The following is a 21,431-nucleotide window of genomic DNA, read 5'->3' on the forward strand; positions in this document are numbered from 1 at the left end:
AATATTGGGGGCTTACAAGGCCCCCTTTTTTTTCGTAATTTTTACTCAGGAAATACCGATTCTTCTCTTAGAATTAAAGGACTAGAAGCTTAAGCTTTTTGGTCGACTTCTGGGGGATTTTTGAAGTTACTAAGAGGAAAAACCATATTCATTTCATCACTCATTTTGCTCGCGGCCTTCACTTCGTGTACACCTCAGCAAAAAGGCAGCGCCAATATCGGAAGCCCTTCGGCGTCTGAGTACTCAAACTTGCCAATGAAATGGCCTGATTCGAAACTTCCTCTACGCGTTTATATCGCCGACGAGTACCACGCAGAAATTGATAATTACTCCCTAGTTTCAGGAAAGGATCTTTTCCAACAAATGATGGACAAGTGGAATCTTGCCGATTCAAACAGAACTTTCTTTGACACAACAACTGATTACTCCGCAGCAAATCTCGAATACAACTACCACACAGATTACGGAAAAGATAACGTCGTTGGAATCTATCGCAAAAATGCCTCATGGTTTTCCGACATCGGTTCAGGCGTACTTGCTGTCACAAGCTATATCATCACGCCGGTGTCGGGCTACATGGAAATGGTTAAAGGTGACATCATCGTTAACGAGGCCGAATTCAATTTCACTCTTGATTCAACAGATAGCACATACGGAAGATACGACCTTCCATCCGTTCTTCTACACGAACTAGGTCACCTCATAGGCCTCAAGCATACAACAAGCTACTCAATCCCAAGTGTGATGAGACCAGAAATTGGCCATACAGATACACACCGAAATCCTTACACGTATGATGTAAACTCAATCCAGTCCCTCTACAATACAACTTATTCCGCCATCACTGCTGGTGGTTTGGCCATCACAAGTGAATCTAGTGATGAGGAACCGAGGTACTATCAGGGATATATCGAGCTACGTGCCGATGGGAAGTGTCGCCACTATCTCGAGGGCGAACTCATCGATACTCACTCCGCTTTTTAACTGCCCCCTTGCAATGGTGTTGAACATCATTGCAAAAATGAATTACATATTTAATTAAAAGCACTTGAGACTTCAAGTTTGAAATCTGTCTGAACAGTTAGAATAGATGTGGCCAACTACCTAACAGAGTCAAATCCATATCGATTTCCAACACCATTCAAAGGGATCAGTTTATATTTTTTTCGATACAATCACGAATTTTCGCCTTGGCCCTAAAGATCAACTGACGAAGATTTCCATCAGTTATACCGAGTGTTTCGCAAATGAAATCTGACTCCTCCCCATCGACAAGCTTCATCATGAAAGCACTTCGCTGAAGCATCGGCAAGTGCTCCATACACTGCTCGATGATTGCCATGATCTCATTGTTCTGAGCGAGTAAACTTGGGTCCATGAACTGCTTATTCCAGTGTCCATCATCTTCAAAACTTGATTCTAAAATTTCCTCAATAGGATCAGTCTTTTGAAATTTAAGGTTGGCGCGACGAAGTTCAGCAAGCTTATTGTAGAAAATCCCAAAGAGAAAAGTTCTGATATGACTGCGCCCCTCAAAACGAGGCACAACTTCAAGAAATGTTGTCCAGGTACTAGCGGCCAAATCATAGGCCATCTCCTCTGATAGTCCCGAGCCAAGACCCGCCCTGAAGAGATGATCCGTATAGCTATCGACCAAGAGTGAAATGGCCTCTTTATCTAGAGCGGTCACGCGATCAATGAATTCCTTGGAACTGAAGTTTGTCATAAAAAAAGCTTAAATAATAAAAAGTTAAAAGTCATCAAACAAATATATGACAAAATTATGTTGTACACAATATAATTTTGTGCTACCTTTAAGCTGATCCAGTCCATTGGTGTTGGGAATTACCCAAATCCACAAGGGTCCTGGCGCTTATTAAATACTGAAAACAACAGTTTAAATTAAATAAATACAACTACTTGTAATGAATATGATTTCTCATAAAACCAACACCATCCGAAGGGAGCAGCTATGAGTATTTACGATTTTAACGCCAACGACATTAAGGGAAAGGAACGCTCACTTTCAGAATTTAAAGGAAAGAGTCTTCTCATCGTTAACACAGCAAGTAAGTGTGGGTTCACTCCGCAATACGCCGAACTACAAGAGCTGTATAAGAGATATGAAGGCAAACTTGAAGTTCTCGCTTTCCCATGCAACCAGTTTGGGGCGCAAGAGCCAGGCACAGCGGAAGATATTCAAAGTTTTTGTGATCTCACTTTCCACACGTCATTTCCAATTTTTGAAAAGGTTGATGTTAATGGTGCTGAGACTCACCCGCTTTTTAACTACCTTAAAGATTCTCTCCCAGGAATTCTTGGGACGAAGAAGATCAAGTGGAACTTTACGAAGTTTTTAATTGATAGCGAAGGAAATCCGGTTAAGAGATATGCACCAACGGATAAGCCGCTGAGTTTGGTAAAAGATATTGAAGCAACATTTAAATCATAGGACTTGATTTTGAGTAATGAAGAACATTTAAAAATAGATAATCAACTTTGTTTTAGTCTCTATCGACTGAGTAAGTTTATTACGTCGAAGTATAAGGACTTCCTCGACAGTATTGAACTCACCTACCCACAGTACTTGGTGATGCTAGTGCTTTGGGAAGATAACAAAGTGAATATGTCGACGCTTGGCCACAAGCTTTCACTTGATAACGGAACACTGACTCCACTCGTGAAAAGACTGATTGAGAAAGGGCTTGTCGAAAAGAAGCGATGCCAGGCAGATGAGAGAATCGTCTATATTGCGGCAACAGATAAGGGAATTGAACTAAAGAAGAAGGCGCTTGAGATTCCGTCGAAGATGATGTGTTCGAGTGACCTTGATATTGAAAAGTTAAGTGAATTAAAAAAACAAATTGATAACCTGTACCTACAGTGGAATGGAGAATGTAAAAATGGAAAACATGAATAATGAAATTTTAAGTGCCCTAAATTGGAGATATGCAACTAAGGTATTTGATCCAAATAAGAAAATTTCGGCGGAAGATTGGAATGTTATTTCTGAATCTTTAAGACTTGCAGCTAGTTCTTTTGGACTTCAACCGTGGAAATTTATCCTTGTTGAAAATGAAGATCTTAGAGCACAGATGCGTGAAGTATCTTGGGGACAATCACAAGTAACAGATTCATCTCACTACTTAGTTCTTGCATACTTAAATAAGATAGATGAGCCTTATATTGAAAAATTTGTAACATCGATTGCTAAGCAACGTGGTGTTGAAAGAGAAACTCTTGATGGTTACTACTCTGTGATGAAAGGTGCGCTAATTGATGGCCCACGCTCGCAAGCGATTGGAGAATGGGCGCAAAGACAAACATATATTGCAATGGGACACGCGATGCTAACAGCGGCCCTGCAAAAGATTGATACTTGTGCGCTCGAAGGATTTGATCCACAAGCTTACGACAAGTTACTCGGTCTTGAAGGAACAGACTATAATGCAATTGGAGCAATCGCATTTGGTTATAGAGCAGCTGAAGATAAGTACCAAGATTTAAAGAAAGTTAGATTTGAAAATAACGAGATTTTCGAAACTCGTTAGTCTCTTCCCTTTGTACCCGTGTACTTCTAGTGCACGGGTATGTATATTAGCTTAATGAAAAACTATATTATAAGTAATTCAAAATTAACTGAAGACTCATTTGAAACCATCAAAAATTTCTATCTTAATGATGACCCCGCCCATGACTGGCTTCATATCCAAAGACTACTTAAGCAAGGCATAGATTTTGGTACCCACCTTGGGGCTTCTCTTAGTATTTTACTCCCAGCGATTTTAATTCATGACATCATCAATATACCAAAAGGTAGTAGACTCAGAAGTAAAGCAAGCCTACTCTCGGCCAATAAAACAAAAGAGTTACTAGGTAAAACAGATTATACAGATAAAGAGATTGAATCTATCGCACAAGTTGTTCTAGAACATTCTTATAGTGCAAATCTTCCAGCAACAAGCTTGGAGTCTGAGATTTTACAAGATATCGACAAGCTTGATGCAATGGGAGCAATCGGCGTAATGAGATGGGCCGCGACATCCGCTAAGATGAAATCAAAATTCTACGATGAAGACAATCCCTGGGCCGAGGGAAGAGAGCTAAATGACTTTCAATTTGCATTAGACCATTTTGAAACTAAACTCTTAAAGCTTGAAGGGCGACTAAATACTGAGATAGCAAAGAAGGAAGGACAAAAAAGGCTACAGTTTTTTTATGAATTTCTCTCCCAACTAAAAGCAGAGATTTAGATCGAATCAATCTGTGCGATAGCGTAATCAAATTCTTCAAGAGTTGCGTTTGTCACCAGCTCTGTTATATCCGAGCGAATTTCAACTAACTCAGTTGTTGGCTGAACATTTCCAGTGCGTGTAAATTGTGCAACAAAAATCACAAGTACAAAACTGAATGCCATAATAGTTTTTAAAAGAATCTTACCATGAAATGGAGATCTCTTTTCGGTCTTTAATGACTGAGTAAAGGCGTAGAAATTTTCATCCAAAGCTTTTGGTGTTTTCACGTTTAAACTTTCTTTGATTTCATTTTTCATACTCAAACTCTTCCGTTAAAATTTCTTTTAATTTTTTCTTTGCTTTAAAAATTAGGCCCTTCACACTTGGGACACTAACTCCTAAAACCTCTGCGATTTCAGCGTAGTCATACTCATTAAAAATTCGAAGTGTAATCACATCACGATATGATGGATTGAGCTTCTCAATTGCGAGACGAAGGTTTTCACGATCTTCTGCAAAGTGATCACTCTCCTCTTGCATTTCGAATTGTTCAAAATGCTCATCGATATTCTTGAAACTCACCTTATTTTTTCTAAAGTAGTCATAACAATTATTGCGAGCAATCGTCCAAATCCAAGTCGAGGCCTTGTACTCACTACGATACATCTTTATATTGCGATAGACTTTTTCCATCGTTTCTTGGAAAAGTTCAATAGCATCGGCCTCGTGACGAACGAGATTAAAAATATAAGCATAGAGGCCATGCTTAATTTCTTCATACAAAAGCTCGAAGCTTTTGATATCTCCCTTTTGCGCAGCTAATAAATATTGTTCATTTGTCATCTTGGTCATCACTCTATTATACGCACGAATGCAGTAAAAGTTTCTCGCTGTAATTTCTTAATAAAAATAGCTGTTTACCACTTGAGCGCGATTTTCCCTACCGACTTTCCCGACTCAATATGACCATGAGCATGGCCGACATCAGAAGCATCAAACACCGTCACTCGATGACCCTTAATCGAACCAGACTCAAGCATCTTTATCATGGCCTCCATTCCTTCAAGAAGAATATCAAAGCGCTCGAAGAGAAAGGACAAATTAAATGCCATCACACTCTTATTGGCAGATGTCAGTTCAAGAGGAGAGAACCTCGGCGTACGTAAATAATTCCAAACAAGCTTAGGCCAATTAATTCTACCCGACTTTGGAAGCATGGTATGAAATCCATAGACCATTAACTTCCCTGTCGGCGCAAGATGATTAAAACTATCCCTCAAAGTTTCTACTCCATTTGCATCAAGGATAACATCATAACCTGTAGGACAGATTTCCTCTGCCCTTTTCCAAAGATCTTCTTTTGATTTATCTATTATATGATCACAGTTTAACGAGCTTAAATACTCTCTCTTACCAGACGAACCAATAACTCCAACCGTGTTATGACCGGCCTGCTTTAAGAGCTGCACCAGAGCACTGCCCACTCCTCCAGCAGCAGAATGAACAAGAACATTACTCCTTGGCCTCATGATAAAGTTTTGAAAGAGAGCGTGATAGGCAGTTAAAAAAACAGCAGGAAAACATGCGGCCTCTTCAAAACTTAGACTTGAAGGTTTCTTAAAAACAAAATGCTCAGGAAGATTGAGTTTAGAACTATAGCCGTTAAAAAAACTCACTCCAAAGACTTCATCTCCAACTTTAAATTTTGAATTTTCATGAACTTTCGAGATCACACCAGAGAACTCAAAGCCAGGAGTTATTGGCCAACCAATAAACTTCTTGGCCGACTCGTAAATTCCCCATCGCACACAAACGTCCGCATAGTTGACCCCACTATACATCACATCGACTTGCACTTCATTGACCTTAAGATCGTCAATCGTGCCATGCTCAAGCTTCAATTTATCGTGATCCCCTGGACTATGGATAACTATTTTTTTCACCTTCAATTTCTCCTATTGAGGCATCAATTAATTTGATTAGAAATATTGTCTTATTATAGCGATATTTTAATCAACAAAACAGAGGAGAATATATGATTAGCGCAAAAGCAATCGACCATATCAATATAAGTGTAAAATCAATTCAAAAAGCAAAAGACTTCTATATTGAGTACTTTGGCATGCAAGTCATCGAAGAGTACACCTATCAAAGTAGTCAGACAGGTGAAGAGATAAATTTTCTTCTCATCGGAAACCCTGGAAAGTTGATGCTATGTTTCTATGAGGCCCAAGAACTCAACAGTGAAATCACAAACTCTGCTCTTTCCCATATAGGTATCAATGTGGAAAATTTTGATGAAGCACTTGAACTGGCGATGTCACAAAAAATTATCGATGAAAGATGGGGTGTCAAAGATTACGAAAAATCAAAAAGCTTTTATATTACTGATCCAAACGGACTGGGGATTGAAATCTCTAAATCATTTGCTGGTGGACATTAACACTCAGTTGTATAGAAGCTTTTATAGTTATCATGAATCTTTTGATAGACTCCATTTGACTTGATCTTCTTAAGCCCCTCGTTAAAACTTTTTAGGTAGTAAGTATCTTTAAATTTTAGATTACGAGGGGTCTTCTCTCCCATTGATTGAAAAATAAGCTTCTTTGTATCAAAAGCTGGAAAGTCCTTTTTCAGCTGGTACATGAAGATATTCTTATCACTAATTACAATATCCACGCGCTTATTGACCAGTAGCTTTGATTGTAATAGCTGATCATGATCTTCTGAATAAAGAGCATTCCCCTCAATCGCGGTCTTAAAGTCCTCACCGAGGACATCTCTAGCGGACTTAAATGCCCATACGGAATGGTTAGAAAAACTCTTCATATCACTCATATTGATACGCTTTTCTTTTAGGGAAACTGCACAGTCAAAATAATTAAGTGTTGGTTCTGACTGTAAAACTCCAGTCTGTCCATTATAAATATCATTTGAATAATTATCGACAACCGCATGGATTTCATTTTTTGAAAGAAGTGTCATAGCGCGTTTGTAATTGATATTACGAATCTGATCCAGCTCAATACTAGAGGCCTTAAAAGCTGCTCTAATGATTTCAAGCTCAATTCCCATATAATCCTTACCCATATAGTAAGGAGGCATGGAATTTGTAAATGCTATTGAGAAAGCAAAACTCAATTTAGAAATGAATATCAGAAAGAAAATTTTATTTAGCATATAAAAAGCTTAGTCGATATCGGCACTATATTCAATATGCAAAAACGACCTGCTTTCTCTTCCATAGAGGACGACCAACTGAAGGACAAACCTCAAAGCGCGTGTACTCACCCGCTTCATGAAAGTTATACTTGAGCGTTCCACTATTAGCTTTTTGAATTGAACCAACAACAAGTGTTTCATTCGTAAAGGCCGTAAAATATTGTACGTTATAGCGCCAGATATCATGGGACTCGACACGAAGAAAACTTGCCTCTCCACGAGAGATCTCATTGAAGACACTATTATGATAAAAACACTTACCTTCCAATTGCTCAAGCTGAGGAGCAGTTATATAAATAAAAGCAGCACCAACTAACACAAGTAAAAGTGTAACCAAAAGAACATGCTTCACTGTTTTTCGAATCATAACTTGCCCGAACAAAGGTTAAAAAAAAGCCCCGCTAAAAGCGAGGCAATTTCTTTGTAATTATTGTTGAATATTTTCTTACTTATTTGCTTCGTAGATTGCTTTGAATCCGTCGATATCTCTTGCTGCAATCTCAGCTAACATCTTTCTATTAATTTGGATGTTATTTTTCTTTAGGTTACCCATAAATTTTGAATATGATGTTCCTAATGCTTTAGATGCTGCAGAAATTCTGATAATCCAAAGTTTTCTCATATCTCTTTTTAGAAGTTTTCTACCAACATATTGGTAAGCCATTGCTCTTTTTACAGTTTCAGCGGCTTGATAATAAGTTTGTCTTCTTGAAAAGTGAAAACCTTTCGCTAATTTAAGAACTTTGTTTCTTCTTTGTCTTGCTTTAAAACCTCTTCTAACTCTAGACATAATCTACTCCATTTTTTTTGACGATTGGGGGCCTAAGGCACTTGTTAAATCTTTCCCAATAATCGGGTTAAAATACAATTACTACTTTCTACTTTTTCTTAGAAAGCTTTGCTGCGTAAGGAAGCATTCTTCTCACTTTTTCAGATTCTGCTGCGTGAACATAACCTGTTTTTGAGTTTCTCTTCTTTGCATCCTGTGGTCTCTTCTCAAGAATGTGTCTTAAGTTAGCTCTTTTTCTTTTGAACTTTCCGTTCCCAACAGGTGTGTACCTCTTAGCTGCCGCTTTTCTAGTCTTCATTTTTGGCATGAATAACTCCTAAATTTAACTTCAACAATAAAAAATTAATAAGTGTAACAATATTACAAGTATGTATGGATATCAAAATTTAATAAATTTGCAAAGAAAAAAGGGAAAGTTTCAGGATAAATAATTGATATAAGAAAGAGGAACTACGAAAATTCAGTATCTTAGAAAAAAAAGGCCCAAGCAGTGCTTAGGCCCAATAAACTATTTCTTTTTAGTAGGGGCAAGAATCGTAATGATTCTATTTCCCATCAGCTTAGCTGGACTTTCAATTGCCGCACCAAACTCACAAACAGTTGCGATGATAGCGTCAAATTTTTCTTTTCCCATATCTTTATAGGCCATTTCACGACCTCTAAACTGCATTACAAATTTAACCTTGTCACCATCTTCTAAGAACTTTTGAGCTCTCTTTAGTTTTGTATCAAGGTCATGTTTTTCAATATTTGGTCTCAACTGAATTTCTTTTAAAACAATCTTTGCTTGCTTCTTTTTCGCTTCAGCTAATTTCTTTTGTAGTTCGTACTTGTACTTACCGTAATCAATAACCTTGACAACTGGAGGCTTTGCTGTCGGAGCGATCTCAACTAGGTCTAATCCTAGCTCTTCAGCAATTTCTCTGGCCCTGCTAATTGATACAACACCATACTGCTCTTCTTCTCCAACTAAACGGCATTCAGATATTCTAATATCTTCATTAATACGAGGTCCCTTATCTTTGCTCGGTCCCTTTCTGTTGTCTCTAATAAATCACCTCCGGATTTCGTTAACTAAAAATTCAATTTGATTGTAATATCAAAAACTTAAAATAAATAAAAGATAATAATACGATTTTAACCTAGCCAATCATTGTTGCAAAGCCATTAATTTGTCAAAAACCACTCAATTCTTACTTCTGGGCCACTTTCTGTATTCGTAAAAAGTAGATAAGGCCTTTCTTTGTCCTGGTAATCAAGAAAGTTAAGATTTGATAGTGCCGAGACCGCCAACTCATGACTTTTTACAAGAGAGCGTGACATATCAATGACCTCAAACTCTTCACCAAATCTCGAGTTTCCAATAAATGGCCGTGCAGGAATAAGTTCGCCTTCAGTTATAAAAAAATAGATGGCCGAATCAAAAATCTGAGTTCTTGGCGCTTTAGTAATATTATCAAGAATCACTTGAGAGTAACTGAATGCCTCTTCAAAAGTTTTAAATTTTTCCTTTGAACAAAGTAGTCTTAGATTTGATATTTCGCGGTTAGTTTCTTTCATTATTAATCCATATGATTTTTTTCATAAGGCTCTACATGTATCGTGATATCGATATTGTGGCAATACGAGGCCAGTCGCTTTCTTAAAAGATCCTCCGCTTGATGAGAAAGGGCATGGGCCTCGATAAGGCTTAGACTAGGATCGACAAGCAGGTGAAAGTCGATGTGCATCCAGTGGCTATTTCCACGAGCGCGGAATTTATGAACATCCATTATTTGTGGAAGCCCCTCAATCTCCTCAATAAATTGTTTCTCAATGTCAGGGGAATGATCAAGTAAATCATTAAGATTTCCGCGGGCAATTTTAATAGCGAGATAAATCAGATAAATAATTATTAGAAAACCGATAATAATATCAGGAAGAACCATACCAAATTTTGAAGTAATAATTGAAATAAGAACCCCAAAACTTAAAATAAAATCCCCGAGAGTATGTTCACCATCTGCAGTGAGTAGTCGACTATTAAGCCTCTCTCCTTCTCTCTTTTCGTAAGTCGCAACAAAATAGCTAATTCCCATAGAAACTAAAATTGAAACAATCGGAACAATTCCAAATTCACGAGGAGCAGGATTCCCACTTAGCAAATTATCTTTATGAGTCAGAAAAAGCGAAACCGCAGAAGAAAAGAGAAGCACACTTAGAAATAAACTTCCAAGATTTTCAAATTTATAATGACCGTAGTTATGATTCTTATCCCCAGGCATACTTGCATAAGTAATCGCAATGAGTGCGACAACATTTCCAAAGCCATCAAAGACAGACTCTAAGCCTGAAGATGAGAGAGAGAGATAATGGAATGTACTTCCAGCAACGATTTTAATCAATGCCGAAAGTAAATTTAATCCCATCGTAATATAGAGAACTTTTTTGATTTGTTTTTCTCGAAGATTTAATGTCATCGACTAAATAACCTTCAAGTTAAACTTTAATTGTTCCATCAACTCATCCTCAAGTTTTTCAATGTAAAGATTAAGTGCTTTTTCATTACCAATTCTAAGAGCACCATCTTCTTTGACAAGGAAACCTTTTTGAATAAAGTATTTAATCGCATTCTTCGCAAGCTCAACATTATGGCTCTCAAAGAACCTAATAACACGTTGATGCTTAAACTCTGTATCGAAAACTATTTGTAGGCGATGAATGAAATCGTCCTGTTCAAAAAGAGTAATCCCCTCTTTATCAAAACTCTTTATTGTCATTGCAGCAACAAAGTAGGACTCATTAATATAACTTAATGCTCGTGAGAAGATCCCTAGATTTGAAGCTACCGCATAAAGATCTTTATGTGAAAGATTCATACACTCTTCCAAAGAGGTAATATCTCTTCCAATTGCATCAGATAAGATTCTTAGCGTTTGAACAAAGTATTCTTTTAATGTTGGAAGGTAGAATTCATGCTTTAACTGATCCCTTTGCTCCACGAAGAATTTCTTGAGATCGTCAACATTTTGAATTTTCCCAGAAAAGAGATTGATCCATGCCAAGTTAATTGTCCAAGGAATAATAAAGTGGTGAAGAATCGTATTTTTGAAAAATAGTAATTCTCTTCTGGCCATTTTTTTAATTGAGTAAAAAACCGTTGAGTTATCATGACGACCAATTACTTCAATCTTGCCATTACCAATTAAAATATCAACAGCACGCCCTAGCGTTCCCTCAAGCTTTGCAAGAGATAATGTATCAGTAAAAGGAATATCAAACTTCATACAATATTGAATAATCGCTTTCGCTTTAGCCGTGATGTCTGTCCACTTTAAGGCACCTGTTGTTTCATCAAGTAGAATAAGAACAAGAAGAGATGTAGGCGTAACAACCATCTCATCACCAACGCGTCTAAAACACTTGAATGCGATATCGCGTAGGTTCTTTTTATTGTCTTCATCATTTTCAAGCTTCGATGCTTTAACAGGATTCCCAACATTAATATGAACATTACCAAACTGATAAGAAATAAGCTTAACAAGACTAAAAAGCTGACCTGTACTCTCCTTAACTTTCTCTCCACCTTGTAGTTCTTTAGCAAGTGACTTCTGCTCAGGAACGTATTCGTGAGCAATTGATACTGGCACAAAGAGAAGGTCAGAGTGCTTATCTTCAGGAAGATGACTATGGGCCTCAAGAAGCATTTGATAAAGGCCATACTTCGGTGGGCGTAGCTTCCCAGTACGAGTTCTTCCTCCTTCAAAGAAGAATTCAATGGGTTCGCGATTAAGAAGCAAGTAATAGAGATAGGCTTCCATTGTTAACTTATAGAGAACATCATTTTGAAATGATCTTCTAATAAAGAAACAACCGGACTTTCTAAAGATTTTACCGATTGGAAAAATATTTAAATTATCTCCACCGGCCACAAAAAGTGGTCTCTCATATTCTTTATAAAACTTATAATTAATTGCCACATAATCGGCGTGAGACTGGTGATTAGGCACAAGTACAAGAGAGTTTTTCTTCATTAACTCACCAAGGTTATGGCCATTATCATTAAAATTAATTCCATCATAGAGACGAGGAAGTGCGGCATCAAACATCTTTTCAACCGTCTTAAAATATGTTTTTGAAAAATCGGCCCTCATTTCTTCAAGATTTTTAAGGGCCTTTTCTTTTGACTTAATTGGATCAGAACTTGATTCGATCCTCTCCTTTAGTTTTGGATAAGAGAGAACCGTCTTTTGCATATCTGATAGCATAAGATTCCTTTAGTTAATTTTTCCGTGTGGCTTACTTTCGCTCATTCCAGAAGATGTCATCTCCATGAAAAGTCCAGCTTCAGTCATGGCCTTAATTGTATCAACTCCAAGATAAGTCATTCCCGATCTAATACCACCAATTAATTCATCGATAATATATTCAACAGGACCTTTACATGGAATCATTGTATCAACGCCTTCTGCGGCCATTCCTTTTGGCAGTTCTCCACGCCATGAAACCTGAGCGGCCTTCGACGCCATCCCACGATACTGCTTCATTCCACCTTTTACTTCACCTGGAGTTTCAAGTGCACCTGAAACAAGAGAGCCAACCATACAAGTATCAGCACCAGCACAAAGGGCCTTTACCATATCCCCAGAATTTTTTAAACCACCATCTGCAATAACAGGAACACCGTGTTTTGATGCTTCGGCCACACACATTGCAATTGCGGTTAACTGAGGAACACCATGACCTGTAATGATACGAGTTGTACACATTGAACCTGGCCCAATACCAACTTTAACGGCATCAGCACCACGATCGATCATGCGCTTTACACCTTCAGCAGTTGCTACGTTACCTGCGATAACGTCAACTTTAGGATATTTCTTTTTTACGTACTCAAGCACTTCCATCATCATAATTGAATCACCGTGAGCGATATCAATAGTTAGGATCTCAACTCCTTCATTAGCAAGAAGGTCTGCTCTAAGCATTCCCTCTTCTTTAACACCAATCGAAGCGGCCATAGGAAGAGTGATATTATGTTCTTTAAAATATTTTTGAATTTTTCTTACGTCTTGAACTTGTTCCTCTGGAGACATAAAGCGGTGAAGGATTCCCATCCCTCCAAGACTTGCAATTTTACAGGCCATATCAACACCTGTAACTGTATCCATATTTGCAGTGACAATTGGAATATCAATTTCAAAATTCTTAGTTACTTTCGTCTTAGTCGACGGCATTTTTCGTGAGTAAATTTCACTGTAACGTGGAATTAGTAACACATCATCAAATGTATACCCCTTACCTCTTTCTAAAATAGACTGTGCCTTGAACATTAGTTCCATTTTGTTATCTCCCCTAAGAATTTGTATGTGTTAGAAAATGGTATCATGGTAAAACTGTGGTTTTTAGACCTTGTGCACAAAATTAACTATAAAAATCGATGTATTTTGACCTTTTCGTCATAAATAATCTCAATAAATCCTAACTCGCCGCCACCATCATAAAAACTCGACATCCCAGTATCAATTCTCCACACTTTACCGTCGCAATCAGAATTTATTGTCTTTTGTACTGTGTGCGCAATCACCATACGCTTGGCCCCTAAGATTTTGAGGGCCTTATCAAGTTGTTTACATGATTTATTTTCTGTCTTTGCAAAGAGGCGTGAGTAAAGTGGAGAATCTTCTTCAAAGAAATACTTACGACGACGATCGGTTCCATTCATCCAACCGCTAATATCTGAATTTATTTTGTTCAGCCCTTTTTCTGCATACTTTGCTTCCACACCACCATGGACAAATATAGTTTCTCCAACTTTTAATATTGTATGATGAGTTGAAAGATACTTCGCAATTTCACCGCCAGGACGAAAGGCCATCACCCGGCCATGTTGATAATAGGGAAGATCTTCAAGGGCCTTCTTCACATCCTTAGTTAATTCGTTCACAGGCGCATTTATTGTATACTTTTCAAATTGAGCAAAGCCTTCTTCAGTGACATCACTAAAGCGCAGATCAACATTTTTTAATTCGTGATTTCCTTGTAAAACATAGAGCATACCTCCGGCCCTGATCGCTTGCTTTTCAAGCTTCTTTAAGAAATTGATGATCTTCATTTCATCAGGTCCACGATCGAGAAGATCGCCAACTTGGACGACAGTAGTATCACCAGCAATCCAATTCATCTTATGATCAACTATCCCACCCTTTTGTAAAAGAGCTTTAACAACTGAAAAATCACCATGGATATCTCCTATAGCAATGAGTCTCTTTTGCTTTGGAATTTCAAAAGGCAGACTTCCCGCGAAGATGCAGATATTAAATAATAATAGTGATGCAAGCGACTTAATTCTCATTAGAGATTAATAACTTATAACGGCTTAAAGAGATATAATTGATGAAAATTTTACTCAATTCCAACAAACTTTTCATGCAATTAAATAATAATGATATGAAACTAGGCTTATAGGGATAAATAATGAGAAAAATTACTAAATACTTTATCGATAATAGCTTTATCGTGAACTTACTAAGCGTCATGATGCTACTTATTGGGGCCATCTCCCTGGTTCATATGAAGCGTGATCTCATCTCAGGTTGGAGTGCGAAACGAATCACTGTCTCGACATCTCTAAGCGGAGCTGGTCCAGCACAAATGGAGAAATTCGTTACATATCCTATCGAACAAGCGATCAAGAATCTTCCTGGAATAGATAAAATTCGCTCAAACTCAAGAACTGCTTCAACATCAATCACAGTTGAAGTTAAGGATGAATACGATGACATCCTTGAGCTTGAACAAAAAATAAAAGATGCCGTTAACAATATAAGAAGTACTCTCCCATCAGATCTCGATGAGATAAATATTCAACAAACGAAAATGACAGAGTCATGGTTTTCAAATTACTCACTTCTAAATTTCAACGAAGAAGACCAAAATCATCAAAGGTGGTTCTACAAATTCAAAGAGCGTCTAAAAAACATTCAGGGTGTTGCAAGAATTCAAGATGATGTTCGAGAATATGGAATTCATATCAGGTTTAATCTTGAATCCCTTGCACGCTACGAAATAGATATCAACACCGTCTACAGTATTGTTCAGGAATCATTTAGACTCTTCCCTATCGGAAATATCAGCAAAGGAAGCAAGGACTACCTTGTTGAGTTTGAAACAAATGAAGTTACCGTTGAAGATATTGGTAATATTATTCTTAGATCAACAACATCCAAGAAAACATTACTTTTGAGAGACATTGCAACTATTGAAAAGAAATTACCAAAAAAGACCTACAAGGAGTACACAAACTCGTCTCCTTCACTGAGCTTCACCATCTTCAAAGACATGGACACGGACACAATTTCTCTCAAAGAGAATATAGAAAAATTCATTGAAGAAGAGAGAGCAAATTTACCACAAGGAGTTGAGATGCTCCTAACCGGAGATGGTCCAGCATTTATTGAAAGACAAATTAATGCTCTTAAATCAAACTCAATATTTGGTGTCATTCTTGTTATTTTAACATTGATGTCTTTTCTCGGATTCAAGACTTCTTTGATGACAAGTTTTGGTCTGCCACTTTCTTATATGTTTACTTTCTTTATTCTTGAAAATATGGGACTCAAGATTGACCTCATCTCGATCGTTGGAATGTTGCTTGTGCTTGGAATTATTGTGGATGATGCCATTATCATCTCAGAGCAATATACACAGAACCTCGAAAAAGGAATGAAACCTAAGGAGGCCGCCCTAGAGGCCGTTTTAAAAACTTGGATGCCAATCACTGGAGCAGTTTTAACTACTGTTGTGGCATTCTTACCGCTTCTCATGTCTGGAGATGGTTTATCAGACATCATGATGGCCATTCCGGTAGTTGTCATATCGGCACTCGGAGTAAGTTTATTAGAGTCATTCTTTATACTCCCGAACCACCTTGCTCACTTTGTTAAAGTAGCGCCAAAACATCATGAATCTAACTTCTTTCACAAACTGAAAGATATTTACATGAAAACTCTTAAACAAGTACTAAGATTTCGCTATCTCGCACTAGTATCACTAGTATCTCTTTTTGGGTTTTCAATTTTCTTTGCTCAGAAAAACATTCCAATGAACTTTAATCTCAACATCAGCAGTGAGAAAATTCGCGTTGTCACTGTTCTTAAACACTCTGAGAGCTTGGAAGATTCTGAAAAACAACTGGCCCCACTATGGAAAGAGTTATCTGAAATTGATAAAGATAAGTTCGATTATATCAATATGGCCATTGGATACGTGTGGGAATCAGGAAAATCTAAAAATGGGCCTCAATATGGTTCATTCACTGTTCGCTTCTCCCAACTTGATGACAATATTGAGGCAAATAAGAAGTACGTGGAAGATCTAATCAAAGAACGTATAAAAAAATACACGGCCGATCCAAAGGATTCAATTTTTGAAAGAATTGAAGTCGGAAGAAGATATGATGGCCATGATGATGACCAAAGCAATATCGTCAATATCAACCTGTCTTCAAGTGCACCATTTGATATCAATGAGGTTTCTTCTAAAATCAAAAAGAAACTATCATCATATGATCAAATAACGTCAATTGACCTTGATAACTCAGACTTCATTGACACTTGGACTTTTAAACCAAATAAAGCTGAGATCCTCTCTCATGGACTTTCAATTAGGGCCGTTGCGAACCAGGTAAGAACTTTCGTTGCCAAGACAAAAGTTTATGAAAATAACTCTGGCCCGCAGACACTAAAAGTATATGCTTACTCAGAAGAAGGCGATAATCAAACAATTGAAACACTAAAAAACAAGCACATTATCCTCTCTAACGGACTCAAGATAAAAACGAAGGACCTTGGAACTTGGGAAGTAATTCGTCGCCAAAAATCAATTGGCCACGAGAACCTAAAACGCATTGTGCGCCTAAAAGTAGCACTAAAGAAAGATGTCGCAGACAAAGAAAAACTTATCCACAACTTTGAAAATGATATTAAAAGTATTGAATCCGAGTATTCATACCTCACAATCACGACAAAGGATGCTGACGAGCAAGCACAAAAAAACAAATCTTCGATGTTTAAAAATGTCCTCTTTGCAGTTGGTTTAATTGTCTTTATTCTCGCGATAATTTTAAGAAGTATCGTAACACCATTTATAATTTGTAGTGCAATCCCATTTGGTCTTATCGGAATTATATGGGCCTTCTACTTTCAAGGATTAAAGCTCGATATCATGGCCTTCATCGGTGTCATCGCGATGGCCGGTGTTGTTGTTAATGACTCACTCCTACTCGTTGACACTGTAAACTCATCTCGAGGAAAGAAGAAATACATCGACCTTGAGACTTTACTTACAGATTGTGCCAAACGTCTTCGCCCAATCTTACTAACAAGTATCACGACTCTTGGAGGGGTTTTCCCTATGGCCTATGGGATTGGTGGGGACTCGGGATTTACCAAGCCACTAGCAATGAGTATGGGATGGGGATTATTATTTGCAACAGGCTTAACATTACTTATCCTGCCAGCATATCTTCTAATTTTTGATGATATCAAAAAGCTTTTCTCTCGCAAAAAAGACAAGCAACTAGGCGATACTGAAATTGAAGATGAAAACTTAGATCAAGAATGGCCAGAGTTTGAACATCAAACTTCCATACCAAAAAATAAGAAAGCTAATACTACAGAATTATTTCAATAGGGTTTGGTAAATATCTCTTACCGAGCCCCTAAGCTTAGCTATCGATATTAACATATCAGAAAAGTAGAGCGCCTTTCGAACATCTTCTTGGTGATGTCTATTGGCATATTCCTCTCGAGCATTCAAAATCTCTTTCTTCATCTCAAGGGCCCTTGAAAGTCTTTCCTTATGCTCACTCGCACCAATAGATTTTAAGTCAATAACCTCATTGAAGATATCTTGAGAATGATTAAACATCTCTCTTACTTCTTCAAAATACTTAATCAAGGTTTGATTTTCATCATCATCGAGTTGCCAAAACTCATAAAATTTCGTTAATGTCGTCGCCATTTTGTCGAGATGATCGGCAACCTGCTCGAGACTAGATGATAATTTAAGATAAGCTAGAGACATTTCAGAATCATCATCACCGGCGCCATTTGAAATAACTTTCTGAATGAAAATATCAATTTCTCTTTGAATATTATCAATAATTCGCTCATAGTCTTTTATCTTTGCTAGTGCCCTTGCACCCTTTTGTTGCGAACCTAAATACTCATGACATTTCTCAAACATTCGATCAACGATATCCATGAGCTTGGAGACCTCCATTTCAACTAAAACATAGGCCATCGTTGAAGACAAGAACCTTCCCTCTCCAAGAAACTGAAGTTTTGACTGTTCCTTCACCTCATCATCTGGATAAAGTTTCAATGCGAGATTTATAACCATTGGTTTAAGTGCGAATGAATAGAAAAAAGCTACCACCGAAAGACAAAGACTACCATAAACGACAGCATCAAGCGTAGAAAATGGAAAAATGAAGTAATCATCTAGCAACACCATCATTATAAATGAGACTAGTGTGGCCAGTGAGAAAATAAAAAGAGGCGCAAATGCCTTTCTCACAGCAAAAGCACGAGCAGACTTCTTCGCCGTGACAAAAGTCATAAAGTAACTCGATATAATCGCACCAACACAAAGACCAAAGCTAAATGCAACTGAAAAGACCTGTAGTCGAGCAGAAACGCTAACGATGGCCAGGACCATTGTCGAAGAAGTCAGAGATACGGCCAGACTTAGCCCGATAAAAGTCGACAGAAAAAGAGAGACGACAAAAGGCATCTGGTTAATAAAATCGAGATAACCCACAATCTCGCTATGAGTAGCAAGAAGTTTTACCGACTCCTCCATAACAGCAAGACCAAGAAATAATAATCCAAGTCCCAATAGGAATTTTCCAATACTACGATATTTAAATGATCTAAAGATCAGGCCGAACAAAAGACCAGTAGCGATCAAATTAAGTCCACGGTTATGGCCAGAGAAAGAAAGTATGAAGAGAATCGTACTGGCCCCAAGAGCTGTTCCCATCATCATAGGCAACACTCGACGATTCTTTAAAAGATTGGCATTTACCAGACCCGTAATCACGAGAGATGACATCGTCGAAGAAAAACTTAAAAGAGAAAGTCTCGCCCCGTGCCAAAAATTCACGAGAGGATTTCTTACTCCTTCGTTATGCACGATATGCTTAACGCTTGAAGCTCCGATAGTCTGTAAACCTTGGGAGAGAGTTCGTTGTCCAAAATAGAAAATTGCAAGACCTGAAATGAAGTATAAAAATTGTTGGAGTGTTTCCATTAATTAGCTCGTCGTGGCCTTCGCAAAAATGATTGGTATTACAATATACAGAATTGTATCTCTTATAAGGTAGAAAAGGAAAAAATATATAAAGGCCTTCGGACCCTTGTCCCAAAGTTTCTCTATTCCGAGATATTGAACCTTCTTCGACATTGCAACCATGAACTTAGTTTTTCCATAATGCTTAAAGAAAAAAACTAGCGCCCCGTCTACCTTACGATCAAAAGCGAAGAAAACTTCCTTGATGGCAGCGATTGGTTTTAGTAATTTAGAAGGTTGCTTATTTATTTCAGTTTTCATTTCAAATGTTTTGTAGCAAAAATAGGTGTCTTTGTGAAGCGAAATCGGAAGAATCGAAACGAAAATTCAGGCACTTACCTACCGTAAAAATAATTCTCGCTTTTCTACATTATCGTGACACATAAATCTAGATACTTGTATATTCTTACCAAAATGATACACGCACTTAATCTCATACATATTAAAGGACAATTCACAGAACACAACCTAAGTGTTGATCCCTCTGCGTTCGTACTTCAAACATGTCAGCGTGCTATCGTGGTCCAAACAACTCCAATAGAAGTTCCAGCTCTCGTTAATCTCGATTTCTTCGAAGGCAAAGAGGCCTATGAATTTCTACTTGAAACAATATGCGGGCTAAAGAGTAAACTACTCGGAGAGAGCGAAATCGTTTCTCAATTCAAGGAAGCTTTCACAAACTATCTTGAAAACCAGCAAAGAAGTAGTGTTATCTTAAGGGTCCTTGAGAAATTATTTAAAGACGCCAAACAAATTAGAAGAGAGTACCTTCTTAAGATTGGCCAACAGTCATACGCAGGAATCGCACGTAGAATTATCCAAGCAAAAGTCGATACTGACTCAGTCCTAATCCTTGGCTCGGGTCAACTTGCAAAAGATGTGATCAAGCAACTTGAAAAGAAGTACCAAATCTACATCAGTGCTCGTAACACGCAAAAAGTTTCTGAAATACAAAACGAGTTTAGCTCAAGAAATATCCAAGCAATTGACTGGACGGATAAAGATAGCTACCAGTCATTTACAACTATCATTAATACAATCGGTGCCGATTACGTCATCTTCAACCACGATTTCTTCAAATCAAGGAAGAAGCCATCGTCACTTTTCATCGACCTGGGCTCACCATGTGCCATAGAAACCCCACTGATGGCCGATGATGGGGTCTTCAGACTTTCTGATGTCTTCAGCCATGGTGAAAAATTAGATGTTGAAAAACAGAATAAAATCGACATGGCGAAGTGCGCAATTAAAGGGGTTGTAGATAAACGAGTGCAAACTCTTGGGCATAACTACCCATTCTCTTGGGAAGAACTTCACTTTTAAACTGCCCCCTTCCAGTGGTGTTGAAATTGACATCATCATTAAGCAATCCAAGTAGTTAAAATCTTTCATTTGCGACAGTTCCGTTCAATTTCAGACGTCCACTTTCTACAAAGTATTTAGCAGAACTTCCAACACCACTCAAAGGGAGCAGTTCTTACAGGGTGTTTGACAACTTCAACACAAAAAAGATACCACTTAAGAAATTCTTTTTTGGAGTAAAAAAAATGAAATATTTAATGCTTCTTGCTCTTAGTACTTTGCCAGCGTTTGCGAATTACGAAGAAACTAATATTGAAACTTCTGCTATAAATATTGAGGGACATTACTCAAAACCAAAACTATCTCAAGCAGACAAAGTTAGAGAATATAGAAGACAATTAGAAGCACAAAACGAAGAGATGCTTAAAAAGAAAATGGAAACTCTTCGACTTCAACAAGAGCTTCTCCTAATGAAGAAAATTCAAAATGCATTTAATCAATCAATGCAAAATATAGATAATATCCAATAATGAAAAAGGGGCTCTAGT

General features: G+C 37.7%; 25 protein-coding genes. 9 read left to right on the forward strand and 16 right to left on the reverse strand.

Going from position 1 to position 21,431, the window contains the following annotated elements; all coding sequences use genetic code 11:
• Positions 1-120: 120 nt before the first annotated feature.
• The gene (locus tag M900_RS06535; RefSeq protein WP_034731766.1) at positions 121-984 is read left to right on the forward strand and encodes a matrixin family metalloprotease; all 864 of its coding nucleotides are present in this window, start codon (positions 121-123) and stop codon (positions 982-984) included.
• A gap of 166 nt (positions 985-1,150) precedes the next feature.
• On the opposite strand, the gene M900_RS06540 is transcribed toward M900_RS06535, so the two are convergent.
• A complete protein-coding gene (locus tag M900_RS06540) occupies positions 1,151-1,726 on the reverse strand; it encodes a sigma-70 family RNA polymerase sigma factor (RefSeq protein WP_084703509.1) in 576 nt (191 codons plus the stop codon).
• A gap of 246 nt (positions 1,727-1,972) precedes the next feature.
• Here M900_RS06540 and M900_RS06545 point away from each other — a divergent pair, with 246 nt between their 5' ends.
• From M900_RS06545 to M900_RS06560, 4 genes are read left to right on the forward strand one after another with little or no spacing between them, the layout of a single operon-like run.
• On the forward strand, positions 1,973-2,452 hold the full coding sequence (locus tag M900_RS06545) for a glutathione peroxidase (protein WP_021274176.1): 480 nt from the start codon (positions 1,973-1,975) through the stop codon (positions 2,450-2,452).
• A gap of 9 nt (positions 2,453-2,461) precedes the next feature.
• Positions 2,462-2,920: a MarR family winged helix-turn-helix transcriptional regulator gene (locus M900_RS06550; RefSeq protein ID WP_021274269.1), complete on the forward strand. Its 459-nt coding sequence runs from the start codon at positions 2,462-2,464 to the stop codon at positions 2,918-2,920.
• The gene (locus M900_RS06555; RefSeq protein WP_021274035.1) at positions 2,904-3,551 is read left to right on the forward strand and encodes an NAD(P)H-dependent oxidoreductase; all 648 of its coding nucleotides are present in this window, start codon (positions 2,904-2,906) and stop codon (positions 3,549-3,551) included. Before M900_RS06550 ends, M900_RS06555 begins: the two co-directional genes overlap by 17 nt.
• Before the next feature lie 54 nt (positions 3,552-3,605).
• Positions 3,606-4,253 carry an HD domain-containing protein gene (locus M900_RS06560; RefSeq protein ID WP_021274286.1) on the forward strand — a complete coding sequence of 216 codons (648 nt, stop codon included), beginning with the start codon at positions 3,606-3,608 and terminating at the stop codon, positions 4,251-4,253.
• Here the strand turns inward: M900_RS06560 and M900_RS06565 are convergent.
• The 3 genes from M900_RS06565 to M900_RS06575 form a co-directional block, all read right to left on the reverse strand.
• The gene (locus tag M900_RS06565; protein ID WP_021274103.1) at positions 4,250-4,552 is read right to left on the reverse strand and encodes a hypothetical protein; all 303 of its coding nucleotides are present in this window, start codon (positions 4,550-4,552) and stop codon (positions 4,250-4,252) included. The genes M900_RS06560 and M900_RS06565 overlap by 4 nt on opposite strands.
• On the reverse strand, positions 4,542-5,087 hold the full coding sequence (locus tag M900_RS06570) for an RNA polymerase sigma factor (RefSeq protein ID WP_084703511.1): 546 nt from the start codon (positions 5,085-5,087) through the stop codon (positions 4,542-4,544). Before M900_RS06570 ends, M900_RS06565 begins: the two co-directional genes overlap by 11 nt.
• Before the next feature lie 65 nt (positions 5,088-5,152).
• Positions 5,153-6,178 carry a medium chain dehydrogenase/reductase family protein gene (locus M900_RS06575; protein ID WP_021274277.1) on the reverse strand — a complete coding sequence of 342 codons (1,026 nt, stop codon included), beginning with the start codon at positions 6,176-6,178 and terminating at the stop codon, positions 5,153-5,155.
• Between the two features lie 92 nt (positions 6,179-6,270).
• Here M900_RS06575 and M900_RS06580 point away from each other — a divergent pair, with 92 nt between their 5' ends.
• Positions 6,271-6,678 (forward strand): VOC family protein, encoded by a 408-nt coding sequence (locus M900_RS06580; RefSeq protein WP_021274074.1) that lies wholly within the window; start codon positions 6,271-6,273, stop codon positions 6,676-6,678.
• Here M900_RS06580 and M900_RS06585 read toward each other — a convergent pair.
• The 10 genes from M900_RS06585 to M900_RS06630 form a co-directional block, all read right to left on the reverse strand.
• Complete coding sequence (locus M900_RS06585) at positions 6,675-7,415, reverse strand: ABC transporter substrate-binding protein (RefSeq protein ID WP_084703513.1); 741 nt, start codon at positions 7,413-7,415, stop codon at positions 6,675-6,677. The genes M900_RS06580 and M900_RS06585 overlap by 4 nt on opposite strands.
• 31 nt (positions 7,416-7,446) lie before the next feature.
• Complete coding sequence (locus M900_RS06590) at positions 7,447-7,824, reverse strand: hypothetical protein (RefSeq protein WP_021274095.1); 378 nt, start codon at positions 7,822-7,824, stop codon at positions 7,447-7,449.
• A gap of 78 nt (positions 7,825-7,902) precedes the next feature.
• On the reverse strand, positions 7,903-8,247 hold the full coding sequence (gene rplT, locus M900_RS06595) for a 50S ribosomal protein L20 (protein WP_021274205.1): 345 nt from the start codon (positions 8,245-8,247) through the stop codon (positions 7,903-7,905).
• Positions 8,248-8,335: 88 nt separating this feature from the next.
• Positions 8,336-8,554, reverse strand: a complete 219-nt coding sequence (rpmI, locus tag M900_RS06600) for a 50S ribosomal protein L35 (protein WP_021274238.1) — start codon at positions 8,552-8,554, stop codon at positions 8,336-8,338.
• Between the two features lie 201 nt (positions 8,555-8,755).
• Entirely contained in the window at positions 8,756-9,298 is a 543-nt protein-coding gene (gene infC, locus M900_RS06605) for a translation initiation factor IF-3 (protein WP_034731776.1), read from the reverse strand.
• A gap of 116 nt (positions 9,299-9,414) precedes the next feature.
• A complete protein-coding gene (locus M900_RS06610; RefSeq protein ID WP_021274271.1) occupies positions 9,415-9,807 on the reverse strand; it encodes a hypothetical protein in 393 nt (130 codons plus the stop codon).
• A 2-nt stretch (positions 9,808-9,809) separates the two neighbouring features.
• Positions 9,810-10,706, reverse strand: a complete 897-nt coding sequence (locus M900_RS06615; protein ID WP_021274239.1) for a cation diffusion facilitator family transporter — start codon at positions 10,704-10,706, stop codon at positions 9,810-9,812.
• A gap of 3 nt (positions 10,707-10,709) precedes the next feature.
• Positions 10,710-12,482, reverse strand: a complete 1,773-nt coding sequence (locus M900_RS06620) for a 1-acyl-sn-glycerol-3-phosphate acyltransferase (protein ID WP_198295960.1) — start codon at positions 12,480-12,482, stop codon at positions 10,710-10,712.
• A gap of 21 nt (positions 12,483-12,503) precedes the next feature.
• A complete protein-coding gene (locus M900_RS06625) occupies positions 12,504-13,568 on the reverse strand; it encodes an IMP dehydrogenase (RefSeq protein ID WP_021274138.1) in 1,065 nt (354 codons plus the stop codon).
• An 86-nt stretch (positions 13,569-13,654) separates the two neighbouring features.
• Positions 13,655-14,581: a metallophosphoesterase gene (locus tag M900_RS06630; protein ID WP_021274020.1), complete on the reverse strand. Its 927-nt coding sequence runs from the start codon at positions 14,579-14,581 to the stop codon at positions 13,655-13,657.
• A gap of 122 nt (positions 14,582-14,703) precedes the next feature.
• Here M900_RS06630 and M900_RS06635 point away from each other — a divergent pair, with 122 nt between their 5' ends.
• Positions 14,704-17,919 (forward strand): efflux RND transporter permease subunit, encoded by a 3,216-nt coding sequence (locus M900_RS06635; RefSeq protein WP_021274231.1) that lies wholly within the window; start codon positions 14,704-14,706, stop codon positions 17,917-17,919.
• Here M900_RS06635 and M900_RS06640 read toward each other — a convergent pair.
• Both M900_RS06640 and M900_RS06645 read right to left on the reverse strand, forming a co-directional pair.
• On the reverse strand, positions 17,908-19,542 hold the full coding sequence (locus tag M900_RS06640; RefSeq protein WP_021274303.1) for a PhoU domain-containing protein: 1,635 nt from the start codon (positions 19,540-19,542) through the stop codon (positions 17,908-17,910). The two genes, M900_RS06635 and M900_RS06640, sit on opposite strands and share 12 nt — an antisense overlap.
• Before the next feature lie 3 nt (positions 19,543-19,545).
• Positions 19,546-19,842, reverse strand: a complete 297-nt coding sequence (locus tag M900_RS06645) for a hypothetical protein (RefSeq protein WP_021274027.1) — start codon at positions 19,840-19,842, stop codon at positions 19,546-19,548.
• A 153-nt stretch (positions 19,843-19,995) separates the two neighbouring features.
• Between M900_RS06645 and M900_RS06650 the strand changes: the two genes are divergently transcribed.
• Positions 19,996-20,904, forward strand: a complete 909-nt coding sequence (locus M900_RS06650) for a glutamyl-tRNAGlu reductase (RefSeq protein ID WP_021274053.1) — start codon at positions 19,996-19,998, stop codon at positions 20,902-20,904.
• A 224-nt stretch (positions 20,905-21,128) separates the two neighbouring features.
• A complete protein-coding gene (locus M900_RS06655) occupies positions 21,129-21,413 on the forward strand; it encodes a hypothetical protein (protein WP_021274289.1) in 285 nt (94 codons plus the stop codon).
• Positions 21,414-21,431: the final 18 nt, after the last annotated feature.

Source organism: Bacteriovorax sp. Seq25_V, from assembly GCF_000447795.1.
Lineage (GTDB): Bacteria > Bdellovibrionota > Bacteriovoracia > Bacteriovoracales > Bacteriovoracaceae > Halobacteriovorax_A.

Bases quoted from the DNA above. Each gene is read 5' to 3' on its own strand.
- M900_RS06580 (WP_021274074.1), top strand. From the start codon at position 6,271: ATGATTAGCGCAAAAGCAATCGACCATATCAATATAAGTGTAAAATCA.
- M900_RS06650 (WP_021274053.1), top strand. From the start codon at position 19,996: ATGATACACGCACTTAATCTCATACATATTAAAGGACAATTCACAGAA.
- M900_RS06555 (WP_021274035.1), top strand. From the start codon at position 2,904: ATGGAAAACATGAATAATGAAATTTTAAGTGCCCTAAATTGGAGATAT.
- rplT (WP_021274205.1), bottom strand. From the start codon at position 8,247: ATGTCTAGAGTTAGAAGAGGTTTTAAAGCAAGACAAAGAAGAAACAAA.
- M900_RS06615 (WP_021274239.1), bottom strand. From the start codon at position 10,706: ATGACATTAAATCTTCGAGAAAAACAAATCAAAAAAGTTCTCTATATT.
- M900_RS06545 (WP_021274176.1), top strand. From the start codon at position 1,973: ATGAGTATTTACGATTTTAACGCCAACGACATTAAGGGAAAGGAACGC.
- M900_RS06645 (WP_021274027.1), bottom strand. From the start codon at position 19,842: ATGAAAACTGAAATAAATAAGCAACCTTCTAAATTACTAAAACCAATC.
- M900_RS06640 (WP_021274303.1), bottom strand. From the start codon at position 19,542: ATGGAAACACTCCAACAATTTTTATACTTCATTTCAGGTCTTGCAATT.
- rpmI (WP_021274238.1), bottom strand. From the start codon at position 8,554: ATGCCAAAAATGAAGACTAGAAAAGCGGCAGCTAAGAGGTACACACCT.
- M900_RS06570 (WP_084703511.1), bottom strand. From the start codon at position 5,087: ATGACCAAGATGACAAATGAACAATATTTATTAGCTGCGCAAAAGGGA.
- M900_RS06610 (WP_021274271.1), bottom strand. From the start codon at position 9,807: ATGAAAGAAACTAACCGCGAAATATCAAATCTAAGACTACTTTGTTCA.
- M900_RS06655 (WP_021274289.1), top strand. From the start codon at position 21,129: ATGAAATATTTAATGCTTCTTGCTCTTAGTACTTTGCCAGCGTTTGCG.
- M900_RS06620 (WP_198295960.1), bottom strand. From the start codon at position 12,482: ATGCAAAAGACGGTTCTCTCTTATCCAAAACTAAAGGAGAGGATCGAA.
- M900_RS06565 (WP_021274103.1), bottom strand. From the start codon at position 4,552: ATGAAAAATGAAATCAAAGAAAGTTTAAACGTGAAAACACCAAAAGCT.
- M900_RS06630 (WP_021274020.1), bottom strand. From the start codon at position 14,581: ATGAGAATTAAGTCGCTTGCATCACTATTATTATTTAATATCTGCATC.
- M900_RS06590 (WP_021274095.1), bottom strand. From the start codon at position 7,824: ATGATTCGAAAAACAGTGAAGCATGTTCTTTTGGTTACACTTTTACTT.
- M900_RS06625 (WP_021274138.1), bottom strand. From the start codon at position 13,568: ATGGAACTAATGTTCAAGGCACAGTCTATTTTAGAAAGAGGTAAGGGG.
- M900_RS06585 (WP_084703513.1), bottom strand. From the start codon at position 7,415: ATGCTAAATAAAATTTTCTTTCTGATATTCATTTCTAAATTGAGTTTT.
- M900_RS06540 (WP_084703509.1), bottom strand. From the start codon at position 1,726: ATGACAAACTTCAGTTCCAAGGAATTCATTGATCGCGTGACCGCTCTA.
- M900_RS06635 (WP_021274231.1), top strand. From the start codon at position 14,704: ATGAGAAAAATTACTAAATACTTTATCGATAATAGCTTTATCGTGAAC.
- M900_RS06560 (WP_021274286.1), top strand. From the start codon at position 3,606: ATGAAAAACTATATTATAAGTAATTCAAAATTAACTGAAGACTCATTT.